Consider the following 26,933-nt stretch of genomic DNA (forward strand, 5'->3'; position numbering starts at 1 on the left):
CTAATCTTTTTAATTTTATTTTTTTCAACGTTCAGCCAGTTGTTTGCACAACAGGACACGGTTTCGTATTCTTTAGAAGAAATCATCGATTACAGCCTTCAAAACCAGCCGGTTTTTAGGCAAATGAAGCTGCAAGAGGACATTGCCGATGCGCAGGTAAGGTCGGATATGTCGGGATGGTTTCCGCAGGCGGGGGTGTTTGCGGATTATTTCAGGTATTTTGAACAGCCAGTAGCCATCTTTCCCGATTTCAACAACCCGGAGTCCGGTCAATTTCAGGAAGTCCGTACGGGCGTGCCCTTCAATTCCAATGTGAATTTCTTTGTGGAGCAATCCCTATTTAACAATGAGCTCTTTTTGGCCAAAGGACAGGCCGAGCTTAGGAGGAAGGAGGCCGCATATCAGGTAGAAGAGTTCAAGCAGGACTTAATTCTGGAGGTTGGTAGGGCTTTTTATGAAACCCTCCTCAGCCAGGAACAAATCCGTATCAATAAAGAAGACTTGGTAAGACAGGAGCGTCAGCTCAAAGATGCCAGGCTGCTTTATGAAGCCGGCATTACCGATAACATCGATTACAAAAGAGCAACCATCACCTTACAAAACACCCAGGCGGCCCTATTTGAAGCTCAGCAGGATTATAAGGCCATGTTGGCCGTGTTGCAGGAAAGAAGTGGCGTCACACAGCCCATCCGACTGGTGTACGACGAGGAGAAAATGGTGTTGAGCAGTTCACTGGATACCCTGGAAACCGTCGAGGTGGGAAGGAGACCGGATTATCAGTTGCTGCTTACCCAGCAAGACCTGCAGGGTGAACAGGTCAGTTATTTCCGACGCAGGTTTATTCCCACACTCAGTGCTTTTTTCAATTATAACATCATCTATCAGACACCTTTTGGAAATGAAATTTTCAACCGGGCATACCCGAATTCCCTAGCAGGGCTTCGGCTGAATTTTCCGATTTTCCAAGGAGGAAGAAGAAACCATGATATCCGTGCAGCAAACCTCGAATTTGAACAGTTGCAATATGCTGAAGATGGCCTGTTGTTGCAAATAAACCGTGAGCATGAAGAGGCCCTATCTGGGTACAAATCCAGGTTTTATGAATTCAGAATTTTGGAAAGCAACAAGCAGTTGGCAGAGGAAATCTACAACACTGTCAGCCTGCAATATGAAGAAGGAATCAAAAACTTCCTGGAGGTGATACAGGCTGAAACCGACCTGCGAACGGCTAGAATTAATTATTACAACGCCCTTTTTAGAATGATGACCAGCAGGCTGGAAGTGTTGCGGGCGAGAGGAACTATTGACGTAAATATATACGATTGAAGACGACCAGATTATACCACAGAATTTACTGCCTGATGCTGTTGGGTTTGCTGCCCTTTCTATTTTCCTGTGGTGAAGAGGAAGAGGAAGAAGAACCCACGGTAGTACAGACCGTGCAGGCCAGGAAATCCAACGTGAATTTCACCCAACAATATCCGGCCACAGTCACCGCTGTGGAAGAGGTGGAGTTGAGGGCTGATGTCAATGGCTATATCACAGGTATTTATATAGAAGAAGGACAGCGGGTCAAAAAGGGCCAGCTGCTTTATCAAATAGATGAAACCCGATTCAGGGCGAGAAAGGAGCAGGCCGAGTCGCAGCTGGCCATTGCGAAGGCAAATCTGGAAAGGGCCCAGCGGGATTTGCGAAGGTATCAGGCATTGCAGGAGGAGGATGCCATTGCTGGGCAGATCTATGACAATGCGGTGATTGAGGTGCGCAATGCAGAACAGGAGGTTGCCGCAGCTGAGGCCAATCTTGAAAATGCCCGGATTGACCTTCAATATGCCAGCATCTATGCGCCATTTGATGGTACCATAGGCTTTTCGCAGGTCCGGGAAGGAACCCTCATACAGCCAGGACAGACTTTGTTGAACACCCTTTCCAGAGATGAGCCCATGGGGGTGGATTTTTTTCCGGAGGAAAGGTACCTGAGAAAGTTTACCTCTCTGCAGTTTAGTGAAAATATTGAGGCCGATTCCGTGTTTTTGCTCCGCTTGCCTGACGGTCAGAGCTATCCATACACCGGCAATATCCGCATCATCGACAGGGCAGTGGACCGCAATACGGGAACCATCCAGATCAGGCTTTCTTTTCCCAACCCGGATTTTTTACTCCGTCCCGGACTTAGCGCCACGCTGATTGTCAAAGAAGAAGAAAGCAGTGAGGTGCTGCTGGTGCCTGAGCAGGCCGTGCAGGAGCAGATGGGGGAATTTTCTGTTTACATAGTCGAAAATGGGGAAGCCAGACAGGTAAAAGTGCAAACCGGTAGAAAGCTGCAGGGAGAAACGGTGATTTTGGACGGGCTGCAGGAAGGCCAGGAAGTGATTGTAAAAGGTATCCAAAGGGTGAGTGATGGTGCTGCCGTACGGGTAGAAAACCAGACGCAGCGATGATAGCAGATGTTTTTATAAGAAGGCCCAATACGGCTATCGTAGTATCCATTTTTATTTTACTGTTTGGCATTTTGGCCATTGTGGGCCTCCCGGTGTCCCAATACCCGAACATTACCCCACCAACTATTCAGGTGACGGCCGTGTACACAGGCGCTGATGCTGAAACCATCGAACAGACAGTTATCACTCCCCTTGAAACTGAAATCAACGGTACGCCGGGGATGTCTTACATTGAAAGCACGGCAAGTAGTGAGGGCAGGATGACGATCAACATTACTTTTGATGTGGGGACGGATATCGATGTGGCAGCCGTGGAGGTGCAAAACAGGGTCAGTATAGCCGAACCTTTGTTGCCTGAGGAGGTAAGGAGGCTGGGGGTGATCATTCGGAAAAGAAATCCGAGTATCCTGCTTATCGTTTCCCTGTTTTCCCCCGAAGGGACCCATGATATAGATTTCCTAAATAACTATACCAATATATTTGTAAAAGATGAGCTGCTCAGGGTGCCCGGTGTCGGGGATATTTTTGCCCGGGCGGAGGATTTCAGTATGCGTGTTTGGCTGAAGCCTGATAGGCTTTCGCAGCTGGGGTTGACTGCCACTGACGTGATCAACTCCCTTCAAGATCAGAATATCCAAATTGCCGCAGGCCGATTGGGGGCCCCTCCCCAGCCGGATTATCAGGCTTTCGAATACACGCTGTTTTCCAATGGGCGCTTACAAAGTGTGGAGGAATTTGAAAGCGTAATCCTCAAAGCAGATGAGGACAGCAATGCCCTGGTCTACCTGCGAGATGTGGCCCGGGTGGAGTTGGGCCGTTTTGATTATGCCCCAAACAACTTTACCGATGGCTATCCTGCCGCCTATCTGTTGGTGTACCAGACCCCGGACAGCAATATTCTTGAAACAGAAGAAGGGATCAGGGAGACTATGGAAAGGCTGAAGGAAAGTTTCCCCCCCGATCTGGACTACATCATTCCTTTTGAGTCAGCTTCTGTGGTGGACGCCTCCATCAATGAAGTGGTAAAAACGCTATTTATAGCCTTAGGGCTGGTATGTTTGGTAGTATTTCTCTTTTTGCAGAATTGGCGGGCCACCCTCATTCCAATCTTGATCATTCCGGTATCCATTATCGGTACATTTGCCCTGTTTATACCGCTTGGCTTCACCATTAATACCCTTACCCTTTTCGGGTTTGTGCTGGCTATTGGGATCGTGGTGGATGATGCCATTGTGGTGGTGGAGGCCACTTCTGCTATCATGCAAAAGGAAAAAATCTCAGCCAAGGAAGCGGTGAGCAAGGCCATGAAGCAAATCTCAGGTCCGGTGATTGCCATGTCATTGATTGTGGCCTCGGTATTCATCCCGGTGGGTTTTATCCCGGGGATTTTGGGAAGGTTGTATCAGCAGTTTGCCATGGCGGTGGCGGTTTCTGGCCTGATTTCGGGTTTTGTGGCTTTGTCCCTAACCCCCGCACTCTGCTCCTTGCTACTTAAACCCACGGAGGTATCTGAAAAATCCACCGGGCTGAACAAGTTTTTCCATAAGTTCAACACCTGGTTTGACAGGATGGGGGACTGGTATATCAAAAAAGTTAAGTGGAGTTTTTCAAGGTCGCTGTATTTCATTATTGGTCTTGTGGTACTGGCGGTGGCTACTTTTTTCATGTTCCAACAGAAATCCACCGGCTTCATCCCTGTGGAGGATGAAGGAAGGCTGTTTGTCGCATTCGAACTCCCTGAGGGGTCCTCCACGGCCCGATCCCTTTCTACCATCAAAAGGCTCATGGAAATCCTGGACGAACAGGAAGAGGTCTTGCATTATTCTGCCGTGACTGGCCTGAATGCCGTCAACTTTGCCACCAAGTCCAACAGCGGAACTGTTTTCACGCAGTTGAAGCCTTGGGATAAACGGAGTGGGAGCGGGCAGGGGGCTTTTGAAGTCAGGGACAGGCTAGAAAAACTGCTTGCTGAAGAACTTCCTGAGGCCAAAATAGTCATCTTAGCTCCGCCTGCTATTCCGGGTCTGGGCAGCACCTCTGGGTTTTCATTTGTTTTTCAGGAACTTGAAGCCGGTGGGGATATCAAAAACTTTGAGGAGAACCTCCAGAATTTCATATCAGAGGCCAATGACCACCCGGATATCAACAATGCGATCAGCTTTTTCAGTGCCTCCACTCCTGCATATAGATTTAATCTGGACAGGGAAAAAACCGCCCGGCTGGGATTGAATATTGGAGATGCGTACCGAACTCTGCAGACCTACTTGGGAAGCTTTTATGTCAATGACTTCATTCTTTATGGTCGAAATTTCAGGGTTTTGGTGCAAGCAGATAGCAATTACAGGGAAAAGCCGGAGGCTATACAGCAGTTTTTCCTTCGTAACCCTGCCGGGGGGCTAACTCCCTTGAGCTCGCTTGCCGAAGTGGAGCTGATCGAAAATGCCCCATTGATCAACCATTTTAACCTTTTCCGATCCGCCACTATCAATGGGGAGGCAGCCCCCGGAAGGAGTTCAGGGGACGCCATCGCGGCATTGGAGGACTTGGCGGGAAAGCATCTTCCTTCTGGATATGGGTATGAGTTTTCGGGAATCACGCGGGAGGAAGTCAAAACGGGTGCAAGCACCATCATCATTTTCCTGTTGTCCATCTTATTTGTGTTTCTGTGTCTGACAGCACTTTATGAAAGCTGGTCTGTGCCATTTTCAGTGTTGCTGGCAGTGCCCACGGGGGCTTTTGGGGCCATACTCACCTTGTTGCTTTTCCCTAGGTTGGACAATAATGTGTATGCCCAAATCGGGCTTTTGACTTTGGTGGGATTGGCGGCCAAGAATGCCATCCTGATTGTGGAATATGCCAAGGAGCGGGTAGATCAGGGCATGTCCATCAAGAAAGCAGCCCGGGAAGCCGCTGAGCTGAGGTTGCGGCCTATCATCATGACTTCCATGGCTTTCATTTTGGGGATTTTGCCTTTGGCATTTGCAGGTGGTGCTGGAGCATTGGCCAGGCAGACGATCGGCTGGACAGTATTTGGTGGAATGGTCGCTGCCACCACCATGACCATTTTCCTGGTACCCGTTTTATTTGTTCTGATTTCAAGAAAAGCCTATAGTAAAGAAGAGTTGGCAGAATTGAAAAAAAAGGCGGAAAAGGAAGAGGACGATAGAAATTAACCTCTTAACCGACTGTACTAACGCCTTTGCATCCACTTCTTAGCACAGCTGGTTAGGAGGTTAAGTCCGCTGTCGGCCTCCCCCGGGAGGTAAACTTCGCCTCCAGCGAGAGACGGTTTAGAAGTTTAGGCGCGAGGCGTCGAGAAAGATTGCAGGTGGTTCTTGGCGCCTATACACGGAGCCAGTTGGAACCGATTAAGTATAGTTGATGGGTGAAATTGCAAGAAAGATGGTAAAGATCCCCGACCGGCAGGCCTGCATTCTCTAAACTCCTAAACCGTCCCGATGTGCGCCAGCCCCAATCGGGACATAACCTTCTAACCGTCCTGGCATTTCATGTGCTGAATTGTTGTTGTTTATAAATGGAAAATCCCGCGTCGGTTGGTGCGGGATTTTCTTTTTTTAGTTGACCTGGGTTGCGTAGGGTGAAAGTTTCTTGGCGTTTTCCAGGTTGGCGGTATGGTCAAAGTATTCCACGGCGGAATTGTCATCGACAAACATATGGTCTGCTCCCACGCACTCAATCAGCCCCCAGCGGTTGAGTGTGTCCCGCACGGGGCCTTTGGTGGCAGTGATGCAAACGTCCAAACCCTGCGACCTCCAAGTAGTGACCCAGTCGTGTAATTCATGGGCTCCTGTGCTGTCCAGGTTGGTCACACTTTCCATGTTGAAGACGATCATTTTGACCTTCGGACCTTTTTCCTCCAGCCATTTGTCGATTCTGCTTTTGATGTATTCGATGTTGGCAAAGTAAATTGGCCCGTCAATCCTCACCATAAGCAAATCTTCTCTATTCTCCAGCTCTTTAAATCTGTTGACATTTCTGAAAATATTGGTTCCGGCAACCCTTCCCAGCTGCGCCATATGTGGTCTGGAAGCTCTGTAGATGACTACAAGCAGGGAAAGCACCATCCCTGCGATTATCCCGGTTTCAATCCCCAAGGTCAGCGTTATCACAAAGGTGGAAGTCAACATCCAGAAGTCCGCCTTGTCTTTGTGCCAAAGCTTTACCGGTTCCTTAAAGTCAATCAGACCCGAAACGGCTACCAACACTACCGCAGCCAGTATGGCGCTTGGCAGGTTGTAAAACAAATCAGTGAAAAACAATAAGGTGAGCACGATCAGCGCGGCACTGAAGATGGAGGCCAGGCCTGTTTTGGCACCGGCGTCATTGTTTACAGCAGTTCTGGAAAACCCGCCGGTGACCGGATAGCCTTTGAAAAAGGCCGCTCCAAAATTAGCCATCCCCAAGCCGATCAGCTCTTGGTTGGCGTCCAGTTTGTAATTTTTATGCTTGTTTTGGATGGTTTTGGCCACTGCAAAACTTTCCGCAAATCCCACCAATGAAATCGTCAAGGCAATGGGCAGCAAGGTATTCCAGGTGTCCAAATCAAAAGAGGGAGCGGATAGGCTAGGCAAACCGCTTGGCACCTCCCCTACGATTTTTACCCCCTGTCCGGTCAGGTCAAAACCCCAGACCAACAAAATACCGACTACCACAGCCGCCAAGGGGGCAGGGAAGGATTTGTGGATCTTTTTGCCAAACTTGATGATCAGGATCCCCAGTACACCGATACCCAAGGTCAAAAAATGGGTATCCCCGATATTTTGGGCTATAGCCACTGCCATGTCCTGAATATGTTCGCTATTGGGTAGGTTGATTCTGAAAAGGTGCTTGATCTGGCTGAGTCCGATGATAATGGCCGCCGCAGATGTAAACCCGCTGATCACGGGATGGGAGAGAAAGTTTACCACAAAGCCCAATCTGAATAGGCCCATTCCAAACTGGATGAGGCCGATCAAAAAGGCCAAAGTGAGGGCATATAGTAGGTATTGCTCAGGACCGGATGGGTTTAACGCCCCGATTCCGGCAGCGGTCAGCAGTGAAACCATCGCTACCGGTCCTACGGCCAGTTGCCTGGAAGTCCCGAAAATGGCATAAAGCAATAGAGGTATGGTCACCGCATACAGTCCATGGATTGGTTCGAGTCCGGCCAGCATGGCATAGGCCATACCCTGGGGGATGAGCATGATTCCCACCGTTAGCCCAGCCGATAAGTCTCCCTGAAGATTGCCCTTTTGGTAGTTGGGTAGCCACTCCAGTATGGGGAGAAATTTTGTCAGTTTATCTTTCATAGAATATGTTCAAACCTCTTAATTGAAATCTATACAAAGATACTTTTTAGGTCCCTTTCACTCAGTGATTTAAATCACATGAATATGCAGTCTTTCTAAATAAGAAAGCCCTGGGGACACAGCCTAGGGGCTTTCTTTATTAGCTGACATATATTGTACTTGGTACTAGGTACTATGTACTAAGTTTAACCACATCGGGGACAAATGCTACTTTCTGGAATTTCTCCGCGAAGAGGCTCTGTTGAACCTCTGTGCCCCTTTTCTCTCACGGCGGACCTCACTTCTTCATGATCTTAATACTATGCGAGCCCTTGTCTGTATATATCCTGATATAATAAGTGCCAAACCTCAAAGAAGACACGTCAAACTCAATTTTATTCCCGCCAGCCTTTCTATGCACATTCCTGATTTCCAGGTTGCCGTAGGCATCGGTCAGCATGGACTGGATTAGCTCTGGGTCAATGTCTCCCAAGTCAATCGTGATCCTGTCGCTGGCCGGGTTGGGGTAGGCCTTGATCTTTTTGAGCTGCTCCAATAGGAAGTCCTTGGCAGCAGTGCTATCTGGGAGGGTTTCTTCCTTCAGGATTATGATGGTTCCCCTCTCAATAGTAGCAGTCGCCACAGCCCCGTCGGCATCCCCGAGCTGGTTGTCGTAGACCACGCGACCGTCCTTTTGCAGGTTCCAGATCTTCACGCGGAGTTTGTCCTTGCCGCGGGATTTCCACTTGCGGTAGCTTTTTTCATTTCGTTTGTCTTCCTCATCCATCATCGCCAACAGGAAGCCGTATTTGCCCTTGCCCTTGATCCGGCCCTCGCCCTGCAGCCAGGCTTTGTTGTCCTCAATCACCAAGCTGCTGAAGCGGGTACTTCTAAGGTGGAGGTCGGCTATCTTGAACTGGAAGTTGCCTTTGACCTTGCCTTCTGTTGCCTTGGCGCTGAAGGTATAGTGAGCCATGCCTTTGACCTGTGGTCTGCTGACATATGCCCCTCTTGGGGAAAGGAACATGCCTTCGCCTTTCACCGAACCGGTGCCTTGAGAGGCTTCATCTGTGACTTCCACTTCTATAGAAGGCGAAACCTGAACTCCACAGGCGTCGCTTACCTCAAGGGTTACCTGATAGGATCCGGCTGTTGAATAGCTATGGGTGCCTACAATGGTGGAATCGGTGAGGGTAGCTTCGGTGGTGTTCCCGTCACCCCAATTCCACTTGGCTCCCTGGATTGAACCAGTATAGGCTGCCGAGGCAGTAATGGTGGTAGTGCTGCCGACGGGATTGGAAGGTATAATTTCAACAGTTCCTATCTCAGCCGAAATACAGTCTTCGGAAACAGCCAAGGCCAGCCCCCGAATGCCACTGTATTCACTAGGCACTTCTTTGATCACTTCAAAATTGGACCCGCTTGGACTGATTCGATAGATGGCATTGATAGTCATACCATACAGCAACCCATCAGGTCCAGCCACCAACCCGCTGGATGGACTAGAAATTGGAAAAACAAAGCGGTGGAGAACCTCAAAACCTGACCCATCCGCATTTATTTTGTAAATGCTGCCGTCCCCATCTTCCTCTACTCCATGCTCGAGCAGTCCATAGAAAACCCCCTGTCGGTATTCTAAAAGCTGTCCAATTGGATAAAAGCCTTCTTCATTTCTGTCAAAGCTCCTTAGAACCATAAACTCAGAGCCATCGAGACTGATTTTGTAGAGGGTTCCCCTTCGATTGCCTCCTTCTTCGGTGAGGCCATAGATGTAGTCGTCAGACCCTTGGATGAGATCCCCAGTTGGATACCTGCCATCCGGATCGTCAAAATGCCTTAATATGGTAAAATCACTGCCATCCCTTTCCAAACTATATAGCAGCCCATTGAATTGGTTGCCGCCATTGGCATGCCCATAGATTTTTCCGTCCTCGGCCAGCAGGATTTCGCTTGGCCTAAATCCTTGGTCTGTTTGTTCTTGGTCAAAGTGTTTCAAGACTTCAAAACCGGAACCGTTTGGCCGAATCCTAAAGACCGTCCCCCCACCGGTATTGCCACCAGAATAAGCAGCTCCGTATAGGTAGTTGTCTCCCCCCCATTCCAGGCTTCCCAGAGGGTGGGTGCCATCCGGTTCGGCAAAATTATGGATCACCGAGAAGGATGTGCCATCGGGTTTTATTTTATACAGAGTGCCTAGGCCATTGGATCCACCGTCACGGGTCATACCGTAAAAATATCCATCTGAACCAAAGATTGGTTTTCCGACTGGAATTTCCCCGTCACTGGGCACAAAATCCCTGAGGGAAGTGAAGTCCGAGCCGTCGTTTTGCAGGGAAAAAATAGACCCTATCTCCTGATCGCCCCTAGAGGAAAGGCCCCATAGTGGGAAATTGTCCATTGGGGGGGCGGCCATGGTTTGCTTGACAAGCAAACCCAAAAGGCCGGAGTTTTCAATGGCGAAAATCTCAGAAAATCCGGTGCCGTCTTTTTCAATTTGGTATAAATAGCTGCTAAAACCGCCCGCAGTGCCATACAGTGAATTGTCTGAGCCCTCTATAAGGGATTCACCAACCCATGGGAAATTGTAAAGCACCCCAAAATCGCTATCACCATTTTCAAGTTGGAATAACTTGCCAGAGGTAGACTCATCATCCTGATAAATCCCGAATATCTCCCCATCCTCAGTTTCGATCAAAGCTAATATGTCATTAATCTCCTCAGTGTCATACTCCAGTAAGACCTGAAAATCAGAGCCGGTATCCGAAAACGTTACCAACTCCCTTAGGGTGGAAGATTTTTGGGAAATTGCGTAGAAAGTGCTGCCCCTGGTCAAAAGCAACAAGTTGAAGTTTGGACCCAAATCCTGGATGTCAAGTATGGAGCTAAATGAATTGTCTTCTGTATCCATGCTGAACACTTCATCTCCGTCCTCCCCATACAGATACCCATCTTTGTAAAACAACTTTTTGGGAATAAACCGGCTACCCGTAAATTCCCGAATGATTTCCAAATCTGTTCCTTCAGCAAAAATGCGGACCAGTCGATTTCCCATGGCATAGAGGTTGCCACCTTGACCCGCCTCCAGATGTGAAAAAGCAAATTCTTGGTCGAGTTGTCTGGTGATTTCAAATTGGCCGTTTTCTATTTTGAATATCGTACCATGCCCAAATTCTCCCCCAAACCTGTTTATGCCATAGAAGGTATTGCCCACCTGAACGAGATTGATCGGGGATAGTCCTTCCACGTTCAATGGTAGCGGGAGGCTGTCCAAATCAGCGCTGTTGGGTGAGGCAATGTATATTTGGTTGTAGGTTAGGGCAAGTAAGTTGTCATCGTTGTCAAATGCAATATTTTGATTGAGGGGTGAGCTGAAATTCGGATCCTCGAGAGGGGGATCAAAACTGAAAAGCTGGGTGAAATTATCGCCGTTTTTTTCCAGGCTAAATACCCGCCTTTCCGTAATCCCAAATAACATGTCATCTCTTTCGCTCAAGGAACCCAAGTGGAGTTCGGATGGGAATTCATGTAAAATCTCAAAGCCTGAACCATCCAGCCCGATGCGAAAGGCAGCACTGCTGGTCCCACTCCTGCGGGCAAAACCGTACAAATAGTTGTTGTCCGACAAGAGTAATTTCCCGACTGGCCTGAACTCAAAATTTCCGAACTCCTCAAATTGCCGTAAATACTGGAAGTCTGTGCCATCGGTTCCCATTCTGTAAAATCTGGACCTTCCGTTGTTGTCTGCCGCAAAGCCATAAATCCAATCTTCCTCAAAAACCAGTGCCACGCTAGGGGAGAAAAAATCAGTTCTGAATTCGGCCTCCCCCAACATGGTGGCTTCATTTCCACCTATCCGGATTTTCAGGATGCCATATTGCTGTGAGGTATAAAAGTAGCCGTCGGATACATGCAAAACTTCTCTGGGCAGGATGCCTGCCGGGTTTTCAAAAAACTCCAGGCCTGATCCGTCCTGGTTGATCCGAAATATTCTGGCTTCAACGTCATCGTCGGAAATTTGGACTTCTGCGGAGCCATAGATGAATCCATCCGCTGCCAAAAAAAGACCCAGTGGCCTGGCATTTATGGGGATGGTTTCAAAATTTGAACCGTCACCCGAAAACCTGTAGAGGGCCCGCTGAGTATTGGAGGACGCCATAAAGTCCCCATCATCGAGTAATAAAAGTCCATTGGAAAAGGCCCCCGGCGTAGGGGCAAAGTCTTTGATAACTTGGAAATCCGATCCATCCGAATTGACCGCGTAAATAAAGCCTCCGGGGAAATCATATCCGCTTTGGGAGGAACCGTAAAATTTGTCTTGGGCCACCACTGATTGAATGATAAAGGGCGCCAATAGCAGATAACAGATCCATGCTAGAACAAAGCTTTTTGGGTTTTTTAGTAAAATAGGTTTCATAATCAACAGAGGTGTAGAAGGTTAAGTGGAACGTAGCTCTTTGAAAAAAACTGCTTGAAAACCAGTACCAAAACCTAAAAATCCCGCTAGATAACCGGCCTAATTAAAAAGCAGTCTGTAACGTTGCGCTACATGTTGCCTTGGGTTAACCTGCAGTCAATTATTCTGAAAAAATCAAAATCCAATGGTAATCTATGTTACAAATTTAAGCTAATTGCAAATCTTTTAAAAGGTGTAAAACAATGATTTTAAGGTGATTATGTGGTAAATAGGGAGGCGGGCCCAAGTCGGGACTGGGTTTTTCCCGACTTGGAATACTTGCCTCAAAAGATGTCAATAAGCAACTCTTACCTCTTCAAAACTTTCACACTGTGGTAGCCATATTCGGTACGAACCTGAATATAATAAGTGCCTTTTCTCAGCCTGCTCACGTTGAATTCCAAAATGTTGTTCTCCAAGAGTTGATGCAGGTCCCTCAACTCCAGGTTGCCATAGGCATCCGTCAGGATAGTGGTGATGAGTTCCGGGGACAGATCTCCCAGGTCCACAAAGATTTTGTCAGTTGTCGGGTTAGGGTAGGCCTTGATTTTCTTGAGCAGTTCGGCAAACAGCTCCTCATGGCTGGGTTGGCCCTTACGCTTGCTTCCTTCCAGCACGGTCACCGTTCCTTGTGCCAAAAGTTCGGGCATGGCATCCCAAGGGGCATTGATGTCGCTGTCGTAGACGAGTTGGTCACCCCGGTTTCTGTCCCAGATTTTCATCCGGACTTTGGTAGTGGAAGTGCCTTCGGCGCTGGCAAGCAGGAATCCATAGTTGCCTTTGCCATTGAGTTTGCCTACCCCCTGGATCACGGCCTTATCCTCCTCAATCACCAGCCAGTTGAGGAAACTGCTGTTGAATTTGAAATCACGGGTATTGAGTCCCACATGGCCTGAAGGGGTTTTGCTGTGGCGATGATAGCGTGCCGAAAGGCTGAAGAAGGCCTTGCCGGAAGAGTTAGGCCTGGGTATGTAGGCCCCCTGCGGGGAATGGAACCAGCCTGCCCCTGCAACAGCCCCCGCCTCGGGATCAAAAATGGGGTAGGGGTCGGCCTCGGCTAGGGTATTTTCCCCGCAGCCGCTTTCGACTTCCAGACTGATCCTGTAAAGGCCGGCCTCCTCATATCTAAATGTACCCGTGGCCACGCCGTTATCAATGGTAGCCGGGCTGCTTTGCCCATTGCCCCAATGCCAGGTGGCCGACTTGATCTCCCCGGATGGCAGTGCCAGATGAGGTCTCACGGTTTTGCCCACCGGTGCGCGCTTGTCTGGGTCAATGATGAGATCACCAAGCTTGATTTCAATGCAGTCGGGCAAATCTCCTTTAATAAAGCTAACGCCTGTCACACCTTTTCCATCAGTTGATTCATTGAGCCTTCTGAGTATTTCGTAATTGTAATCCCCGGCGCTTAATTTGAAAACCACCCCGGATTGGGTAATGGGGTCATATGGTTGAAAATTTATATCGGTTCCGCCATACAGATTTCCCTGATTGTCAATGGCCAACCCTATGTCCGGAACCCCATCTTCCTCCACCACAAAGGTTTGTAAAATCTCGAAATTTAAATCCTCCACCGTAAGCTTGAAAACCAGTCCATAATCCAAAAAGCTGAAAAAATCATCCGGCCCCGTTACCATCACACCGTAGAATATCCCAGGATCTCCCTCAACCATGTGGTCAATGGGAAACATCCCTTGGTCCCGAAATGGGGTTTCATATAGGACTTGCAGATCGCGGCCATCCAAACCTATGCTGAAAATTGTTCCTTTTCTATTTCTGGCGCCTTCTGTGGTAAACCCATAAAGTCTGCCATCCTGACCTAAAGTGAGGGACCCGTTTGGAGATCGGCCTGCTCTGGCCTCTGAAAAAGCATATACCACATTAAAGTCTCCTTCCTTGCTGATGCTAAACAAACTTCCAAATCCCTCGGGACCCTCATCTCTGGCCAACCCATAAAGCAGCCCATTTGGCCCTTCCACAAGCTGTCCGTTGATGTTGCCTCCATCCAATTCTGGGTGAATATGGCGGAGTACCGAAAAGTCAGAACCATCCGGAGACATTTTAAATATTGTACCGCCCAAATGAACCCCGCCTCCGGAATTTACCCCGTAAATATGTCCATCGCTTCCTTCAATTAACCCTGTGGGGTAGGCTCCGTCCTCATTGCTGTCAAGGTTTCTTAGAACAGTAAAGCCAGTTCCGTCGGCATTTATTCCAAAGATCGTTCCTACACCTTTCCCCCCAGCGGCTGTGCCGTACAGCTTGCCAAATGAACTTTCAAGCAACCTATTGTTTGGACCAAAAGGGGCTTCAATAGTTTTTTCATAAACAATGCTGGGGGTGCTTTCCTCTAAATCCAACTTAAAGATCAAAGTGGAAATCTTTTCACGAATGGATCCTGCTCCGAATAGGTCTCCACTGTTATTAAAGCCAATGGTGGTAGCATTTATAAAGCCATTGCTTGACTCAAGATGGGAAAAAACAGTTAAAGCTCTCGAATCCGGATCGAAGCGGAAGACCTGGGAATTAGCCCTGAACGTGCGGGTAAGCCAATAAAGGAATCCGTCACTATCAATTAATAATCCTGAATCTACCCTGTTGTCAGCGCTTTGTGGGGACTCCATAGAATAAAGCAATTCCAGTTCGGCCGTTTCTGTATCTATTTTATAAATCTTCGTCTCTCCTCCAGCAAATCCCTGAATAGCCAATGCATATAGAATTCCTGCAGCGTTATCCGGATGGTTTACCATGGAAAAAAGCTGCAAACTTGAATCAAGGTTTCCTAATGTCTCAAAGTTGCTGCCATCAGGGGATATTCTGAACAGGGCATTATCATAGTCTAGTAGCCCATAAAGTAAACCATCAGGTCCTTCGTAGAACTTTGACGAGGGGCTTCCGTTTCCAAATCCCTCAAATTCCCTAAAGGTAGTTAAGCCAGTTCCGTCACGATCGATAACAAAAAATGCCCCTGCCCCGAAACCATCCAAACTAGAACCGGTGGTTCCGTAAAGTCTTCCATCACTGCCTAGCGTGACTCCATCTCTAGGATTTCCACCAACCGCCGTAGCACTATTGAAATGGTGCAATATGGTAAACCCACCTTGGCTATTAAATCTATAAAGGATTCCATCATCGGTTTGCCCTCCCAAAGCAAAACCATAAAAATTGCCGTCCTCATCCTGGATAAGTTGACCGAAAGGTTGGCCACCCATTTCTCCACCCTCAAAATAATGCAGTACCTGCACTTCCGTGCCATCAGCCGCATATCGGCTAATTGCTCCCTGCCCATATATTCCTCCATAATTGGTACCGTAATAACTGCCATCCATCCCCTGCGCTAATGCAATAGGGCCACTCATGGGAAGCTCAAATGCATGTTCAATTGTAAAGTTGTCTCCATTGGGATTCATGCTAAAGATGGTGCCCCCGCCTTTAGGCCCTCCATCCTGCCCCGTACCGAAAACCCGCTGCCCCTTTGACTCCGGGACAAAGTAGATAATCAGCAAGATGGTCAATAGGGCGTGTAAAAATCCTGTGGTTTTGATTGGTATAAAGGTTTTCATAATTTCTCTGTTTGGTAAAAAAGATTTCAAAAAAAGCATAGGTGTCCCGCCCGGCATGGATGCATGCCCGTAATGATCTCAAAAGTGATAAGCCGCGGGAAAAACGGGTTAGGAAGAGTTCAGGGTCATAGGCCTAGCAGTTTATGGTTAATGGTTTTCTAAAAAAAATCCTCAAAAAAGACCCATAGGCCCACCCAAATTACCAACTTATAAAAAGCAATTAGTTGATATTACTTGCTACACGTATAAAATACTAATAGTTAAAATAATTCTTTATATTATTACAAATATAGTCTTTTGTTGTTATAATATTATAGTGTTTCCTAGAAAAAAATATTGACTTATAAAGGTTTAAAGGTTTAAGGATTAAGGGATTAACGGTGGGCACTAAGTCTCCTTAATCCATTAATCAGTCCCGCTGGGCTCCAATGCAATTATGCCAGCGGGACGTTAAACCCTTAATCTACTTTAACAGCAAATAGGGCAGGCTGCGACCCTGCCTTTGCCGGCAGGCGCAACGATTTTCGCAGCGCCGCTGCGAGAAATCATGACGTCATAGCAAAGGGCGTGTTTGGGAAAGACAGAGCCTCTAAGTGACCCAAGTCACCGAGTTTAAACAGAAATAGAATTATTTTTGTACTAAATAAAATTTAACCATTAACAAACCATTTGTACATTCATGGAAATCAAACAATTTGAAGACAAGGGACTTTCTCATTTTTCATATGCCGTGTTGGCCGACAACAAGGTTGTTCTAATAGATCCTGCCAGGGATCCGAAACCTTATTATGAATACGCCAAACAGCATGGTGCCGAAATCGTGGGTGTGATCGAGACCCACCCGCATGCCGATTTCATCAGTTCGCATTATGAGATCCACAAGACCACCGGAGCCACCGTTTACATCAGTGAGATGGTGGGCGCTGATTATCCGCATCAGGCCTTTGATGAAGGTGATGAAATCAGCCTGGGCGACAAAGTTAAGTTCAAAGCCCTTCACACTCCAGGACATTCTCCTGACAGTATCAGCATAGTGCTTTCGGAAGAAGGCAAAGACAAAGCGGTCTTTACGGGGGATACCCTATTCATCGGTGATGTGGGAAGACCTGACCTGCGTGAGAAATCCGGGAAAATGCAGGCCAAACGCGAGGAACTTGCACGCCAGATGTACAAAAGTACCCGTGAAAAATTAATGAAACTCGAAGATGAGGTGGTGGTCTATCCGGCCCATGGCTCGGGCTCCCTTTGCGGCAAGTCCATGAGTGATGCCAACAGCAGCACCATCGGTCAGGAAAAAGCTTCCAATTATGCCCTTCAGGACATGAGTGAGGACAGGTTTGTGGAAATCCTCCTCGAGGACCAGCCCTTTATCCCTAAGTACTTCCCCTACGATGTGGACCTCAACAAACAGGGCGCGCCAGATTATCTGGAAAGTGTAGCCAAAGTGAAAAAAATGGAGCCCAACTTCCATCCCGAGGAGGGAGCCCTGACCGTCGATGGACGTTCAGGCGATAAATATAAGGAATCACACCTACCCGGTGCCATCAACATCATGGACGGGGAAAAATTCGAAACCTGGCTGGGAAGTATAGTCGGACCTGATGAGGCTTATTACCTGGTAGCTGAAGACGAGGAGACACTGGACAAACTGATCCGAAAGGCAGCCAAAATCGGGTATGAACTGAATATCAAGGCTGCCTTTGTTTACACCGGAAAAGACGGCAAAGGCTTCGATTTATTTGATAAAGGTAAGTTTAAGGAAAACAAGGATGCCTACACCATCCTGGATATCCGGAATACCAGCGAAACCAAAGGGGATAAGGTATTTGATTCGGCGATCAACATTCCCCTGCCCGAACTTAGGGAGCGCATCAACGAAATCCCGAAGGATAGACCTATTGTGGTCCACTGTGCCGGGGGTTACCGCTCGGCAGCAGGTAGCTCCATCGTCAAAAACGCCTTCCCCGACAAAACCGTCATGGATATGAGTGAGGCGATCAAGGATTTTAACTGAGGCAGTTTAGAAGTTTAGCATCCCGCACCGCATAGCTTCGCTATATGCGGTGCGGGATTGGTTAGGAGTTTAGGGAGTGCTATTTCTAAACTTCTAAACCCTCTGGATGCGCGCAGCGCCCAGAGATAACCTCCTAACCACCTTTAATAACTTTAATCCATACAAAATGAAAAAACTACTAATTCTCGCAGCAATGGCCGGCATGTTCGGTCAGGCTGCAATCGCACAGGATGAGAGGCAGACCCCGGTAAAGCGGGATGTGCCGCTGATGGAGGAAAACTACAACCCTGAGGGTGGCGCCGTGATCATTGACGGCCGGCCTCAGGAGAAGTTTAAGCAATCCCACCTGCCGGGTGCCATCAACATTCAGGAGGCCAAGTTCGGGGAATTTCTAACCAAAATGGTGGACCCTGAGGTGGAATTCTTTGTAGTGGCAGATAATCCTGAAAGGCTTTCCATGCTAGTGGATCATGCCGATTCGGTGGGGTATGGTCCTAATATCAAAGGAGTCTTTTTGTACAATAAAACGGATGGGGAAAAAATTCAGCAGTTTGACAAAACTGAATTTGATCGGGATCCCGATGCGTTTACGATTGTTGACGTGAGGGGAGAGGATGAGCATGAGGATTATCCGGTGTTCAAAAACTCGGTAAACATCCCCTTGGCCGAGCTAGCCGATCGCGCCGATGAGATTCCTACTGGCAAACCCATTGTCGTCCATTGCGGTACCGGCTACCGCTCCGCCATCGGCGCCAGCATCCTTCACCACGAACTGACAGGAGCCAAAGTGCTCGATATGGGCAGTCACATCAAGGGATACTTGCCGAAGAAGGATTGATCCGTAGTTGTCCGTCCCGAAGTCGCCTCCCCTGGGAGGTAAACTTCGCACTTCGGGACTGTTGTCCCTCCATGGGTCGGCTTCGCCTCCCTGGCTAAGTTGTCATTGTTGTCATGGTTCCAATCCGCGCCCCGCAGGACATTATTTGCGTAATATCAACCGAAAGTCCTTTCAAAGGCAAAGCCTTTGAAAGATAGCCGAATCCCTACCTTCAACTGTTCTCGTTAAGCGGGCTCTCATCCCACCCGTGACTGACCTTACGTAGAACAATGACAACCATGACAACAGCCCCGGGGAGCCGCAAGCGACTCGCGGGGCGTACAACCATGACAACCACGTGCACCCCATCCGACATCGGACACCCGACATCGTACATCCGACATCCGACATCCGACATCCGACATCCGACATCCCCCTATGTGACTAAAATTACTGTACACCCCACCTCCTTACACTACCTTTGCATAAACTTAAACTAATAACCATTATGTTCTCGAATTTCTTTAAAAGCAAACCAAAGGGTTACAATGATCTTGACGCCAAGTCTTTCCAAGAAGGCATGAAAAATAAAAATGCCGTGATCATTGATGTGAGAAGTGCAGGGGAATTTGCAAGCGGGAAACTGAAAGGGGCCAGAAATATCGACCTGATGGGTAACTTTGCCAAGCAGATCGCAGGCCTGCCCAAAGACAAGGAGTATTACCTGTACTGCAGAAGCGGCAACCGAAGCGGATCCGCTGCCGGCCTCATGGCTAGCAACGGATTTGAAAATGTGAACAACCTGAAAGGCGGCATCATGAGCTGGCCTTTTGATACGGTTTGATTTATCGTACTTTGTACAAAAGAAAAAAATATGAGCACTCAAAATAGACCTAAGTCTTTCAACGAGCTAATCTCCGGCGAGCAGCCGGTGTTGGTGGATTTCTTTGCCACCTGGTGCGGACCCTGTCAGATGATGCAGCCTATACTGGAGGATGTGTCCAAGCAGATGGGTACAGCCGTCAAGGTGATCAAAGTGGATGTGGACAAAAACCAGCTGGCCGCAAGCAAGTTTCAGGTTAGAGGCGTTCCCACTTTGATTTTATTCCAGAATGGCAAACCTTTGTGGAGGCAGTCCGGTGTGGTGCCGGCCAATCAGCTGGTGCATGTCATCAGACAACACGCCAAAGTATAATGTGACAAATGTCATTTAGCTTGAGCGATTCGTAGTTTAACTTTGTAGAATAATAGGACGGAAGACGGAAGACGGAAGACCGAATCTAGTGTAAAAATTGGCCACAAAGGCCACCAAGTTTTCACGAAGTTTCACAAAGGCCACTTCTCGGAGAAAAATTAAAAAGCTTGAGAAAAAAGTGTCAAGTAAATTTAGAACATGACATAATTATCAAATACGGAAAATATAACCATTATGAAAATAGAACAGATTTATACGGGATGTTTGGCACAGGGTGCTTATTACATCGAGTCCAACGGAGAGGCCGCAATCATTGATCCTTTGAGAGAGGTGCAGCCTTATATTGAAAAAGCGGAAAGAAACGGAGTGAAGATCAAGTATGTGTTTGAAACCCACTTCCACGCCGATTTCGTGTCAGGCCATAAAGACCTTGCTTCCAAAACCGGTGCAACTATAGTATTTGGTCCAACTGAAATGAAACTGGGCTTTGATGCCGTAGTGGCACAGGATGGACAGGAATTCTCCATCGGTAAAGCTAAAATTAAAGTGATCCACACTCCAGGTCATACCATGGAAAGCTCCGTTTTCCTTTTGACCAATGAGGAGGGTAAAGAAGAGGCCATCTTCACCGGCGACACCTTATTTATCGGTGACGTGGGAAGACCTGACCTGGCCCAAAAAGTAGTCGAGGATTTGACCCAGGACATTCTTGCGGGCCATCTTTACGATTCTTTGAGAAACAAGATCATGCCGCTTTCCGATGATTTGATCGTATATCCGGCCCACGGTGCGGGTAGTGCCTGTGGGAAGAACATGAGCAAGGAAACTTCCGATACTTTGGGCAACCAAAAGAAAACCAATTACGCTTTGCAGGACATGAGCAAAGAGGAGTTTATCAAACAAGTGATTACCGGACTTACCCCTCCGCCGTCATATTTCCCACAAAACGTGATGATGAACATCCAGGGTTATGACAACATCGACGAGGTGTTGACCAGAGGCCAGAGAGCTCTTTCTCCTACGGAGTTTGAAGCTGCTGCCAATGAGACCGGAGCCATCCTTCTGGATACCAGAGCTCCTCAGGTATTCGCCAAAGGTTTTGTACCTAAATCCATCAACATCGGTATCGACGGGTCATTTGCCGTATGGGTAGGGACTTTGATCCCGGATGTGAAGCAGGAGTTGCTGATCATTGCCGATGAGGGTAGAGAGGAAGAAGTGATCACCAGACTTGCCCGTGTGGGTTATGACCATGCTTTGGGATACCTAAAAGGAGGTTTCGAAACTTGGAAATCTGAAGGCAAGGAAGTGGATGCCATCAGATCCATCTCAGCAGATGAGTTGGCCGCTATCAAGGAAAACGACCCCCAGGCTGCCATATTGGATGTGAGGAAAAACAGCGAGCATATCAGCGAGCATATCGTGGGAGCTGAAAATGTTGCCTTGGACTATATCAACGAAAACATGGCCCAAGTGGACAAGGACAAGACTTACTACGTGCATTGCGCAGGAGGATACAGGTCCATGATCTTCACCTCCATCCTCAAAGCCAGAGGTTACGACAACTTGATCGACGTGGACGGCGGCTTCAAAGCCATCAAGGATTCAGGCAAATTCCAACTAAGCGAATACGTCTGTCCTTCTACGTTACTGTAAAGGGCAGGGCACTGAAATGGGTCACAAAGGACACAAAGTGCTCACGAAGTCGCACTAAGGCCTCTTCGCGGACAATTAAGCGTCGTCACCTCGACTGAAGCGAAGCGAAATGGAGAGGTCTAGGACGTGACAAAAATTGGATAGTGGGTTTAGAAGCCTGCCTGCCGGCAAAGGCAGGTTTATTTCCCGATCATCGCTGCGCGGATCGGGAGGTTTAGGAGTTTAGAAACCGCGAAGCGACGCCAGGCTGAAATGAAATTGGTCACGAAGGACACAAAGTTTCCTCTAAGTCGCACGAAGGTCTATTCTCAGATTCATTTGCTCAAATTAGCCTCAAGGCTAAAAGGGTATAAAACAAGCCTTTGACCTAGAAATACTTGGTATTTGGTACCTGGTACTTCGTACCCAAATACTCACGTAAGTAAAAGGGTCACGAAGGACACAAAATCCTCTTTGCGGTCCGAAAGTAATTCCCCCTTTGAAGGGGGTTTGGGGGATGTGAAACGTGCATTAAGGCTTCATTCGCTGAAATTAGCACCAAGGCCAAATGGACATAAAACTAGCCCCCGACCCAAAAATACTTAGTACCTAGTACCTAGTACCTAGTACATTATATTAAACCAAACAAACCCTTAAACGGCGAGACTCAGTTCTCGCCGTTTTCGGTTTAAAGATTTGCAGTGTGATGAATGTCACTGTAAGGACACAAGATGATGATGTATCTTTGTAACGTGATGAAAAAGTATCTGTTTGTAGCGGCGATGTTGATCTCTCTTGTGGCTTACCCCCAAGAGAAACACGCCAAAATGGACAGCATGGGCCAGAACAGTGGAACACTGGGCGACTGGTTCAAAAATGGGGAGCTGGACTTTCATGTCCGCAAATTCTACATGGCTACCCGAAACAAAGGCGCTTTGTTGGATTATTCCTCCCTGGCCACCGGAGCTGGGATGGGGTATTACAGCCCTTCCTTCAAAGGTTTCCATGTGGGATTTAGCGGGTTCTTTGTTTTCCAGCTCTATGAACATAATCTGCGCATAGCGGACCCGAGCACGGGAAATGTCAACAGGTACGAAATCCTGCTCTATGACATGAATGATCTGGATAACACCAGAGACCTGGACAGATTGGAGCATTTGTATATTTCCTATCTTAAGGGCGGTTTTCAGGCCGTTTTCGGAAGGCAAAGTGTTAACTCGCCATTCCTAAATGAGCAGGACAACCGGATGAGGCCTAATACTTTCAGTGGTTTGACTCTCAGGTACAAGACTAACGAATGGGACATATACGGGGGTGCTTTCAGCCATGTCACCATGCGGGGCACGGTGGATTGGTACACCATTGAGGAGTCCTTCGGGGTGTATCCCTTTGGCAGGAATCCTTTTGGGGAGCCTTCTAGGTATAAGGACAACATTACCTCCAAAGGCATAGGGATGCTGGGCGTGCAGCGCAAACTGAATGAGCAAGGCAACCTCCAGGTATATAATTATTGGGCGGAAAATGTGTTCAACACCACCTTTGCCCAGACAGATTGGAAGTTTGGGATGGGGGGAAAAGGGTTGCAACTGGGTTTGCAGGGCTTTTATCAGTCCCCAACAGGGGGAGGCAACGAAAACCCAACCATGTCCTATATTATGGACAGCGAGCAGACCTACGGGATAGGCGGCAAGGCCGGATGGTATGGCGGAAACCATGCCTGGTCCCTGAATTTCCTCGGCATTTCAGACTCGGGAAGATTTCTCTTTCCGAGAGAATGGGGAAGGGAAAGGTTTTATGCCAGTTTGCCAAGAGAAAGATTCGAAGGAAATGGCGGGGTCACAGCCATCACCGCCAAATATGACTGGAAAAGTTCACATAACTGGAGAGGTGCCCTGGGTGCCAGCACAGTCAAAAACCCGGACATTAATAATTATGGGTTAAACAAATACGGGGTGCCGTCCTATTATCATTTCGTGGGCGAACTTGACTACGAATTTGACGGTTTTCTCAAAGGGCTGGACCTCAGGTTTATGGTAGTCAACAAGACCGCCCAGAGGCCCAACCAGGTTCCCGACCGTTTCCGGATCAACCGGGTGGATATGTGGAACTTCAATGTAATAATGGATTATAGATTTTAAACAATAGATTAGAAAATGGAACAATTAATTGAACTGATTAAGCAACCGTGGCCCTGGTATGTGGCGGGCCCGTTGATTGGATTGACGGTACCGGCGCTTCTGCTGCTGGGCAACAAATCCTTCGGGATATCCTCTTCGCTGCGCCATGCCTGTGCGGCCTGTTTTCCGGCCAACATTCCCTTTTTCCAGTACAATTGGCAGAAGGAAATGTGGAATCTGGTATTCGTGCTGGGAGTGCTGATCGGAGGCTTTGTGGCCACCGTGTTTATTTCCAATCCCGACACCGTAGTAGTGGCCGAGTCCACCCAAAGGGATCTTGCAGCCTTGGGGATAACCAGTTTTGGCAATCTGATGCCCAAGGAGATCTTTACCTTCGACAACCTGTTTACGCTGAAAGGACTGTTTTTCTTCGTGATAGGTGGTTTTATGGTAGGTTTCGGAACCCGATATGCGGGCGGCTGTACATCAGGCCACGCCATCATGGGGATCAGCAACCTGCAGTGGCCATCTTTGGTAGCAACCATTTTCTTCATGCTGGGCGGCTTCGCCATGACCCACCTGCTCCTACCGCATATTATGGCATTTGTGGGATTCTAGGTCAATTGGCCACAAAGGGCACCAAGTTTCCACGAAGTCGCACAAAGTCCACATCGCGGAGTCAATTGGCCACAAAGGGCACCAAGTTTTCACGAAGGACACCAAGGCCACATCGCGGAGACAATTGGCCACACAGGGCACCAAGTTTTCACGAAGGACACCAAGGCCACATCGCGGAGACAATTGGCCACACAGGGCACCAAGTTTTCACGAAGGACACCAAGGCCACATCGCGGAGACAATTGGCCACACAGGGCACCAAGTTTTCACGAAGGACACCAAGGCCACATCGCGGAGACAATTGGCCACACAGGGCACCAAGTTTTCACGAAGGACACCAAGGCCACATCGCGGACAATTAAGCGTCGTCACCTCGACTGAAGCGAAGCGAAATGGAGAGGTCTTGAACGTGATAAAAATTAGATAGTGCGTTTAGAAGCCTGCCTGCCGGCAAAGGCAGGTTTATTTCCCGATCAGCGCTTCGCGGATCGTGAGGTTTAGGGGTTTAGAAAAGCGCGAGGCGACGCCAACATGAAATGGGTCACGAAGGACACAACTTGTCCCGAGCAGCGGAGCGAATCGGGAAAGTTTTCACGAAGTCGCACAAAGGAGCTTAAAGTCTGACTCCGGTCCCGGTCTTCCGTCTTCGGTCTTCCGTCTTTAAAAAACATCAAAAAAATGAACACAGAACAAAAAAACATACAAAACAACCCGTTGGAGTGCGAGGCGCCCAATATGCAGAAAATGGACGAGACAGGCTTGTCTCTGCTGAAATACTTGATCGTAGGAATCCTTTTTGGGATCGTGTTTGTCAAGGCGGAGATCATTTCTTGGTACAGGATACAGGAAATGTTCAGGCTGCAGAGCTTCTTCATGTACGGGGTGATCGGTTCGGCCATCGCCGTGGGGATGCTTTCCATTCAGATCATCAAAAGATTCAACATCAAAACCATCTCCGGGGAGCCCATCAAGATCGGCAACAAGGAGTTCAGAAAAGGCCAGATCATCGGTGGATTCATCTTCGGCCTCGGCTGGGCCCTCACAGGCGCCTGTCCAGGACCATTGTTCGCCCAGATTGGTAGTGGTTTCGGCGTGGTAGCTGTGACGCTGTTAAGTGCAATTGCAGGTACTTGGGTGTACGGCAGGTTTGCGGATAAACTACCGAACTAAAGGGGGGCACGGAACTAAATGGGCCACGAAGGACACAAAGTTTTCACGAAGGACACTAAGTCCTCTTCGCGGACAATTAAGCGTCGTCACCTCGACTGAAGCGAAGCGAAATGGAGAGGTCTTGGACGTGACAAAAATTAGATAGTGCGTTTAGAAGTTTATTTCCCGATCATCGCTTCGCGGATCGGGAGGTTTAGGAGTCTAGAAACCGCGAAGCGACGCCAAACTTAAATGGGTCACGAAGGGCACAAAGGTTCCACAAAGGACACCAAGGCCACATCGCGGACAATTAAGCGTCGTCACCTCGACTGAAGCGAAGCGAAATGGAGAGGTCTTGGACGTGACAAAAATTAGATAGTGCGTTTAGAAGTTTATTTCCCGATCATCGCTTCGCGGATCGGGAGGTTTAGGAGTTTAGAAACCGCGAAGCGACGCCAAACTTAAATGGGTCACGAAGGGCACAAAGTGCTCACGAAGAACACAAAGCCTCTTCGCGGAGATAATGCAATATAATATGAGATTAGGTCAAAATGGTATAAAACCAGATCAGACCTAGAAATACTTGGTACCTGGTACGTGGTACTTGGTACCCAAATTAGATCAGGCGTTTAGAAGGTTATTTCCCGATCATCGCTTCGCGGATCGGGAGGTTTAGGAGTTTAGATCCTGAGGAGGGTGGCACATCCATTCCCAATCTTAACTTCTAAACAGTCCTGGGTCGCATATAGCGAAGCTATGCGATCCGGGACGCTAACCTTCTAAACTCTCACTCAAACACCTTTTTAATCACAAACCTGATTAAAAACACCGCCGCTACGATTACCGAACCTACTATTACCAATTCCATACATGACTTTTTTGTAAGGTTACCTTTTGTTGAGGGAAATGGTTTGAAAAAAACCTCCAGATCTATGATTTTCACCAAATCATTTCAACCCATCCCCTTTCCCAAGCGTTTATTTAATACATTGCTTATAAAGCCGTAATAAATGTTTAAATTTATGTTAAACCTTATCTATGGAAAACCACATTGAAAGAATCACAATAGATCCGGAAATTTGCCATGGCAAGCCTACTATTCGAGGGTTGCGGTATCCTGTGGAGAATTTGTTGGAATTGTTGGCGGCAGGGATGTCCCATGATGAGTTATTGCAGGACTTTCCGGACCTGGAGCAGGAAGATATTTTGGCCTGCCTAGCTTATGCTGCAAAATTGGTTCATCTCAAAAGCATCCATAAAATCACAACGTGAAGTTTTTAGTGGATGCACAATTACCAAAATCACTTTCAGACTTTTTGGTTAAGAAAGGATTTGATTCTATTCATACCCTTGAATTACCTGATAAAAACAATACCACAGATAGGCAAATACTTGAAGTTGCTACTAAGGATAAAAGAATCGTTATTAGTAAGGATGCGGATTTTTTAGAGTCTTTTATAATCAACTCCCAGCCTCGGAAATTAATTTTAGTAAAAACTGGTAATCTGCCAAACAATCAGTTATTAGGGATTTTTGACAGAAATTTAGAAGTGCTTATTTCAATGATTTCAAGGAGTAATTTAATAGAAATCAATAGCGCCGAAATAGTTGAGCATAAATAATAAACACAAAAAAAACCTTCC

General features: G+C 47.8%; 16 protein-coding genes. 13 read left to right on the forward strand and 3 right to left on the reverse strand.

The features are described from left to right. The first annotated feature begins 39 nt into the window (after nt 1-39). From KIH41_RS02050 to KIH41_RS02060, 3 genes are read left to right on the forward strand one after another with little or no spacing between them, the layout of a single operon-like run. Complete coding sequence (locus tag KIH41_RS02050; RefSeq protein WP_214161324.1) at nt 40-1,326, forward strand: TolC family protein; 1,287 nt, start codon at nt 40-42, stop codon at nt 1,324-1,326. Further along, a complete protein-coding gene (locus KIH41_RS02055; protein WP_213945007.1) occupies nt 1,323-2,441 on the forward strand; it encodes an efflux RND transporter periplasmic adaptor subunit in 1,119 nt (372 codons plus the stop codon). The genes KIH41_RS02050 and KIH41_RS02055 overlap by 4 nt, the downstream gene beginning before the upstream one ends. Continuing rightward, complete coding sequence (locus tag KIH41_RS02060; protein WP_214161325.1) at nt 2,438-5,614, forward strand: efflux RND transporter permease subunit; 3,177 nt, start codon at nt 2,438-2,440, stop codon at nt 5,612-5,614. The genes KIH41_RS02055 and KIH41_RS02060 overlap by 4 nt, the downstream gene beginning before the upstream one ends. A 402-nt stretch (nt 5,615-6,016) precedes the next feature. Here KIH41_RS02060 and KIH41_RS02065 read toward each other — a convergent pair whose 3' ends face one another. From KIH41_RS02065 to KIH41_RS02075, 3 genes are all read right to left on the reverse strand, one after another. After that, nucleotides 6,017-7,750 carry a SulP family inorganic anion transporter gene (locus KIH41_RS02065; RefSeq protein WP_214161326.1) on the reverse strand — a complete coding sequence of 578 codons (1,734 nt, stop codon included), beginning with the start codon at nt 7,748-7,750 and terminating at the stop codon, nt 6,017-6,019. Nucleotides 7,751-8,027: 277 nt separating this feature from the next. After that, the gene (locus KIH41_RS02070; protein WP_214161327.1) at nt 8,028-12,143 is read right to left on the reverse strand and encodes a choice-of-anchor tandem repeat GloVer-containing protein; all 4,116 of its coding nucleotides are present in this window, start codon (nt 12,141-12,143) and stop codon (nt 8,028-8,030) included. A 347-nt stretch (nt 12,144-12,490) separates the two neighbouring features. Continuing rightward, nucleotides 12,491-15,745, reverse strand: coding sequence for a choice-of-anchor tandem repeat GloVer-containing protein (locus KIH41_RS02075; RefSeq protein ID WP_214161328.1), 3,255 nt, complete (start codon nt 15,743-15,745; stop codon nt 12,491-12,493). Between the two features lie 679 nt (nt 15,746-16,424). Between KIH41_RS02075 and KIH41_RS02080 the strand changes: the two genes are divergently transcribed. From KIH41_RS02080 to KIH41_RS02125, 10 genes are all read left to right on the forward strand, one after another. After that, nucleotides 16,425-17,759: an MBL fold metallo-hydrolase gene (locus tag KIH41_RS02080; protein WP_214161329.1), complete on the forward strand. Its 1,335-nt coding sequence runs from the start codon at nt 16,425-16,427 to the stop codon at nt 17,757-17,759. 166 nt (nt 17,760-17,925) lie between these two features. Further along, on the forward strand, nt 17,926-18,597 hold the full coding sequence (locus KIH41_RS02085; RefSeq protein ID WP_213945001.1) for a rhodanese-like domain-containing protein: 672 nt from the start codon (nt 17,926-17,928) through the stop codon (nt 18,595-18,597). A gap of 487 nt (nt 18,598-19,084) precedes the next feature. After that, on the forward strand, nt 19,085-19,420 hold the full coding sequence (locus KIH41_RS02090) for a rhodanese-like domain-containing protein (protein ID WP_213945000.1): 336 nt from the start codon (nt 19,085-19,087) through the stop codon (nt 19,418-19,420). 30 nt (nt 19,421-19,450) lie between these two features. Beyond that, a complete protein-coding gene (gene trxA, locus KIH41_RS02095) occupies nt 19,451-19,771 on the forward strand; it encodes a thioredoxin (RefSeq protein WP_214161330.1) in 321 nt (106 codons plus the stop codon). A 234-nt stretch (nt 19,772-20,005) separates the two neighbouring features. Further along, a complete protein-coding gene (locus tag KIH41_RS02100) occupies nt 20,006-21,427 on the forward strand; it encodes an MBL fold metallo-hydrolase (RefSeq protein WP_214161331.1) in 1,422 nt (473 codons plus the stop codon). A 734-nt stretch (nt 21,428-22,161) separates the two neighbouring features. Further along, entirely contained in the window at nt 22,162-23,544 is a 1,383-nt protein-coding gene (locus KIH41_RS02105; protein WP_246538890.1) for an OprD family outer membrane porin, read from the forward strand. A gap of 15 nt (nt 23,545-23,559) precedes the next feature. Next, nucleotides 23,560-24,141, forward strand: coding sequence for a YeeE/YedE family protein (locus KIH41_RS02110; protein ID WP_214161332.1), 582 nt, complete (start codon nt 23,560-23,562; stop codon nt 24,139-24,141). A 678-nt stretch (nt 24,142-24,819) separates the two neighbouring features. Then, complete coding sequence (locus KIH41_RS02115) at nt 24,820-25,311, forward strand: DUF6691 family protein (protein WP_213944996.1); 492 nt, start codon at nt 24,820-24,822, stop codon at nt 25,309-25,311. Nucleotides 25,312-26,328: 1,017 nt separating this feature from the next. Beyond that, complete coding sequence (locus KIH41_RS02120) at nt 26,329-26,562, forward strand: DUF433 domain-containing protein (protein WP_214161333.1); 234 nt, start codon at nt 26,329-26,331, stop codon at nt 26,560-26,562. Next, entirely contained in the window at nt 26,559-26,912 is a 354-nt protein-coding gene (locus KIH41_RS02125; protein WP_214161334.1) for a DUF5615 family PIN-like protein, read from the forward strand. The genes KIH41_RS02120 and KIH41_RS02125 overlap by 4 nt, the downstream gene beginning before the upstream one ends. Nucleotides 26,913-26,933 lie beyond the last annotated feature (21 nt).

It is taken from the genome of Litoribacter ruber (genome assembly GCF_018500185.1).
In the GTDB taxonomy this organism is placed as follows: domain Bacteria; phylum Bacteroidota; class Bacteroidia; order Cytophagales; family Cyclobacteriaceae; genus Litoribacter; species Litoribacter ruber.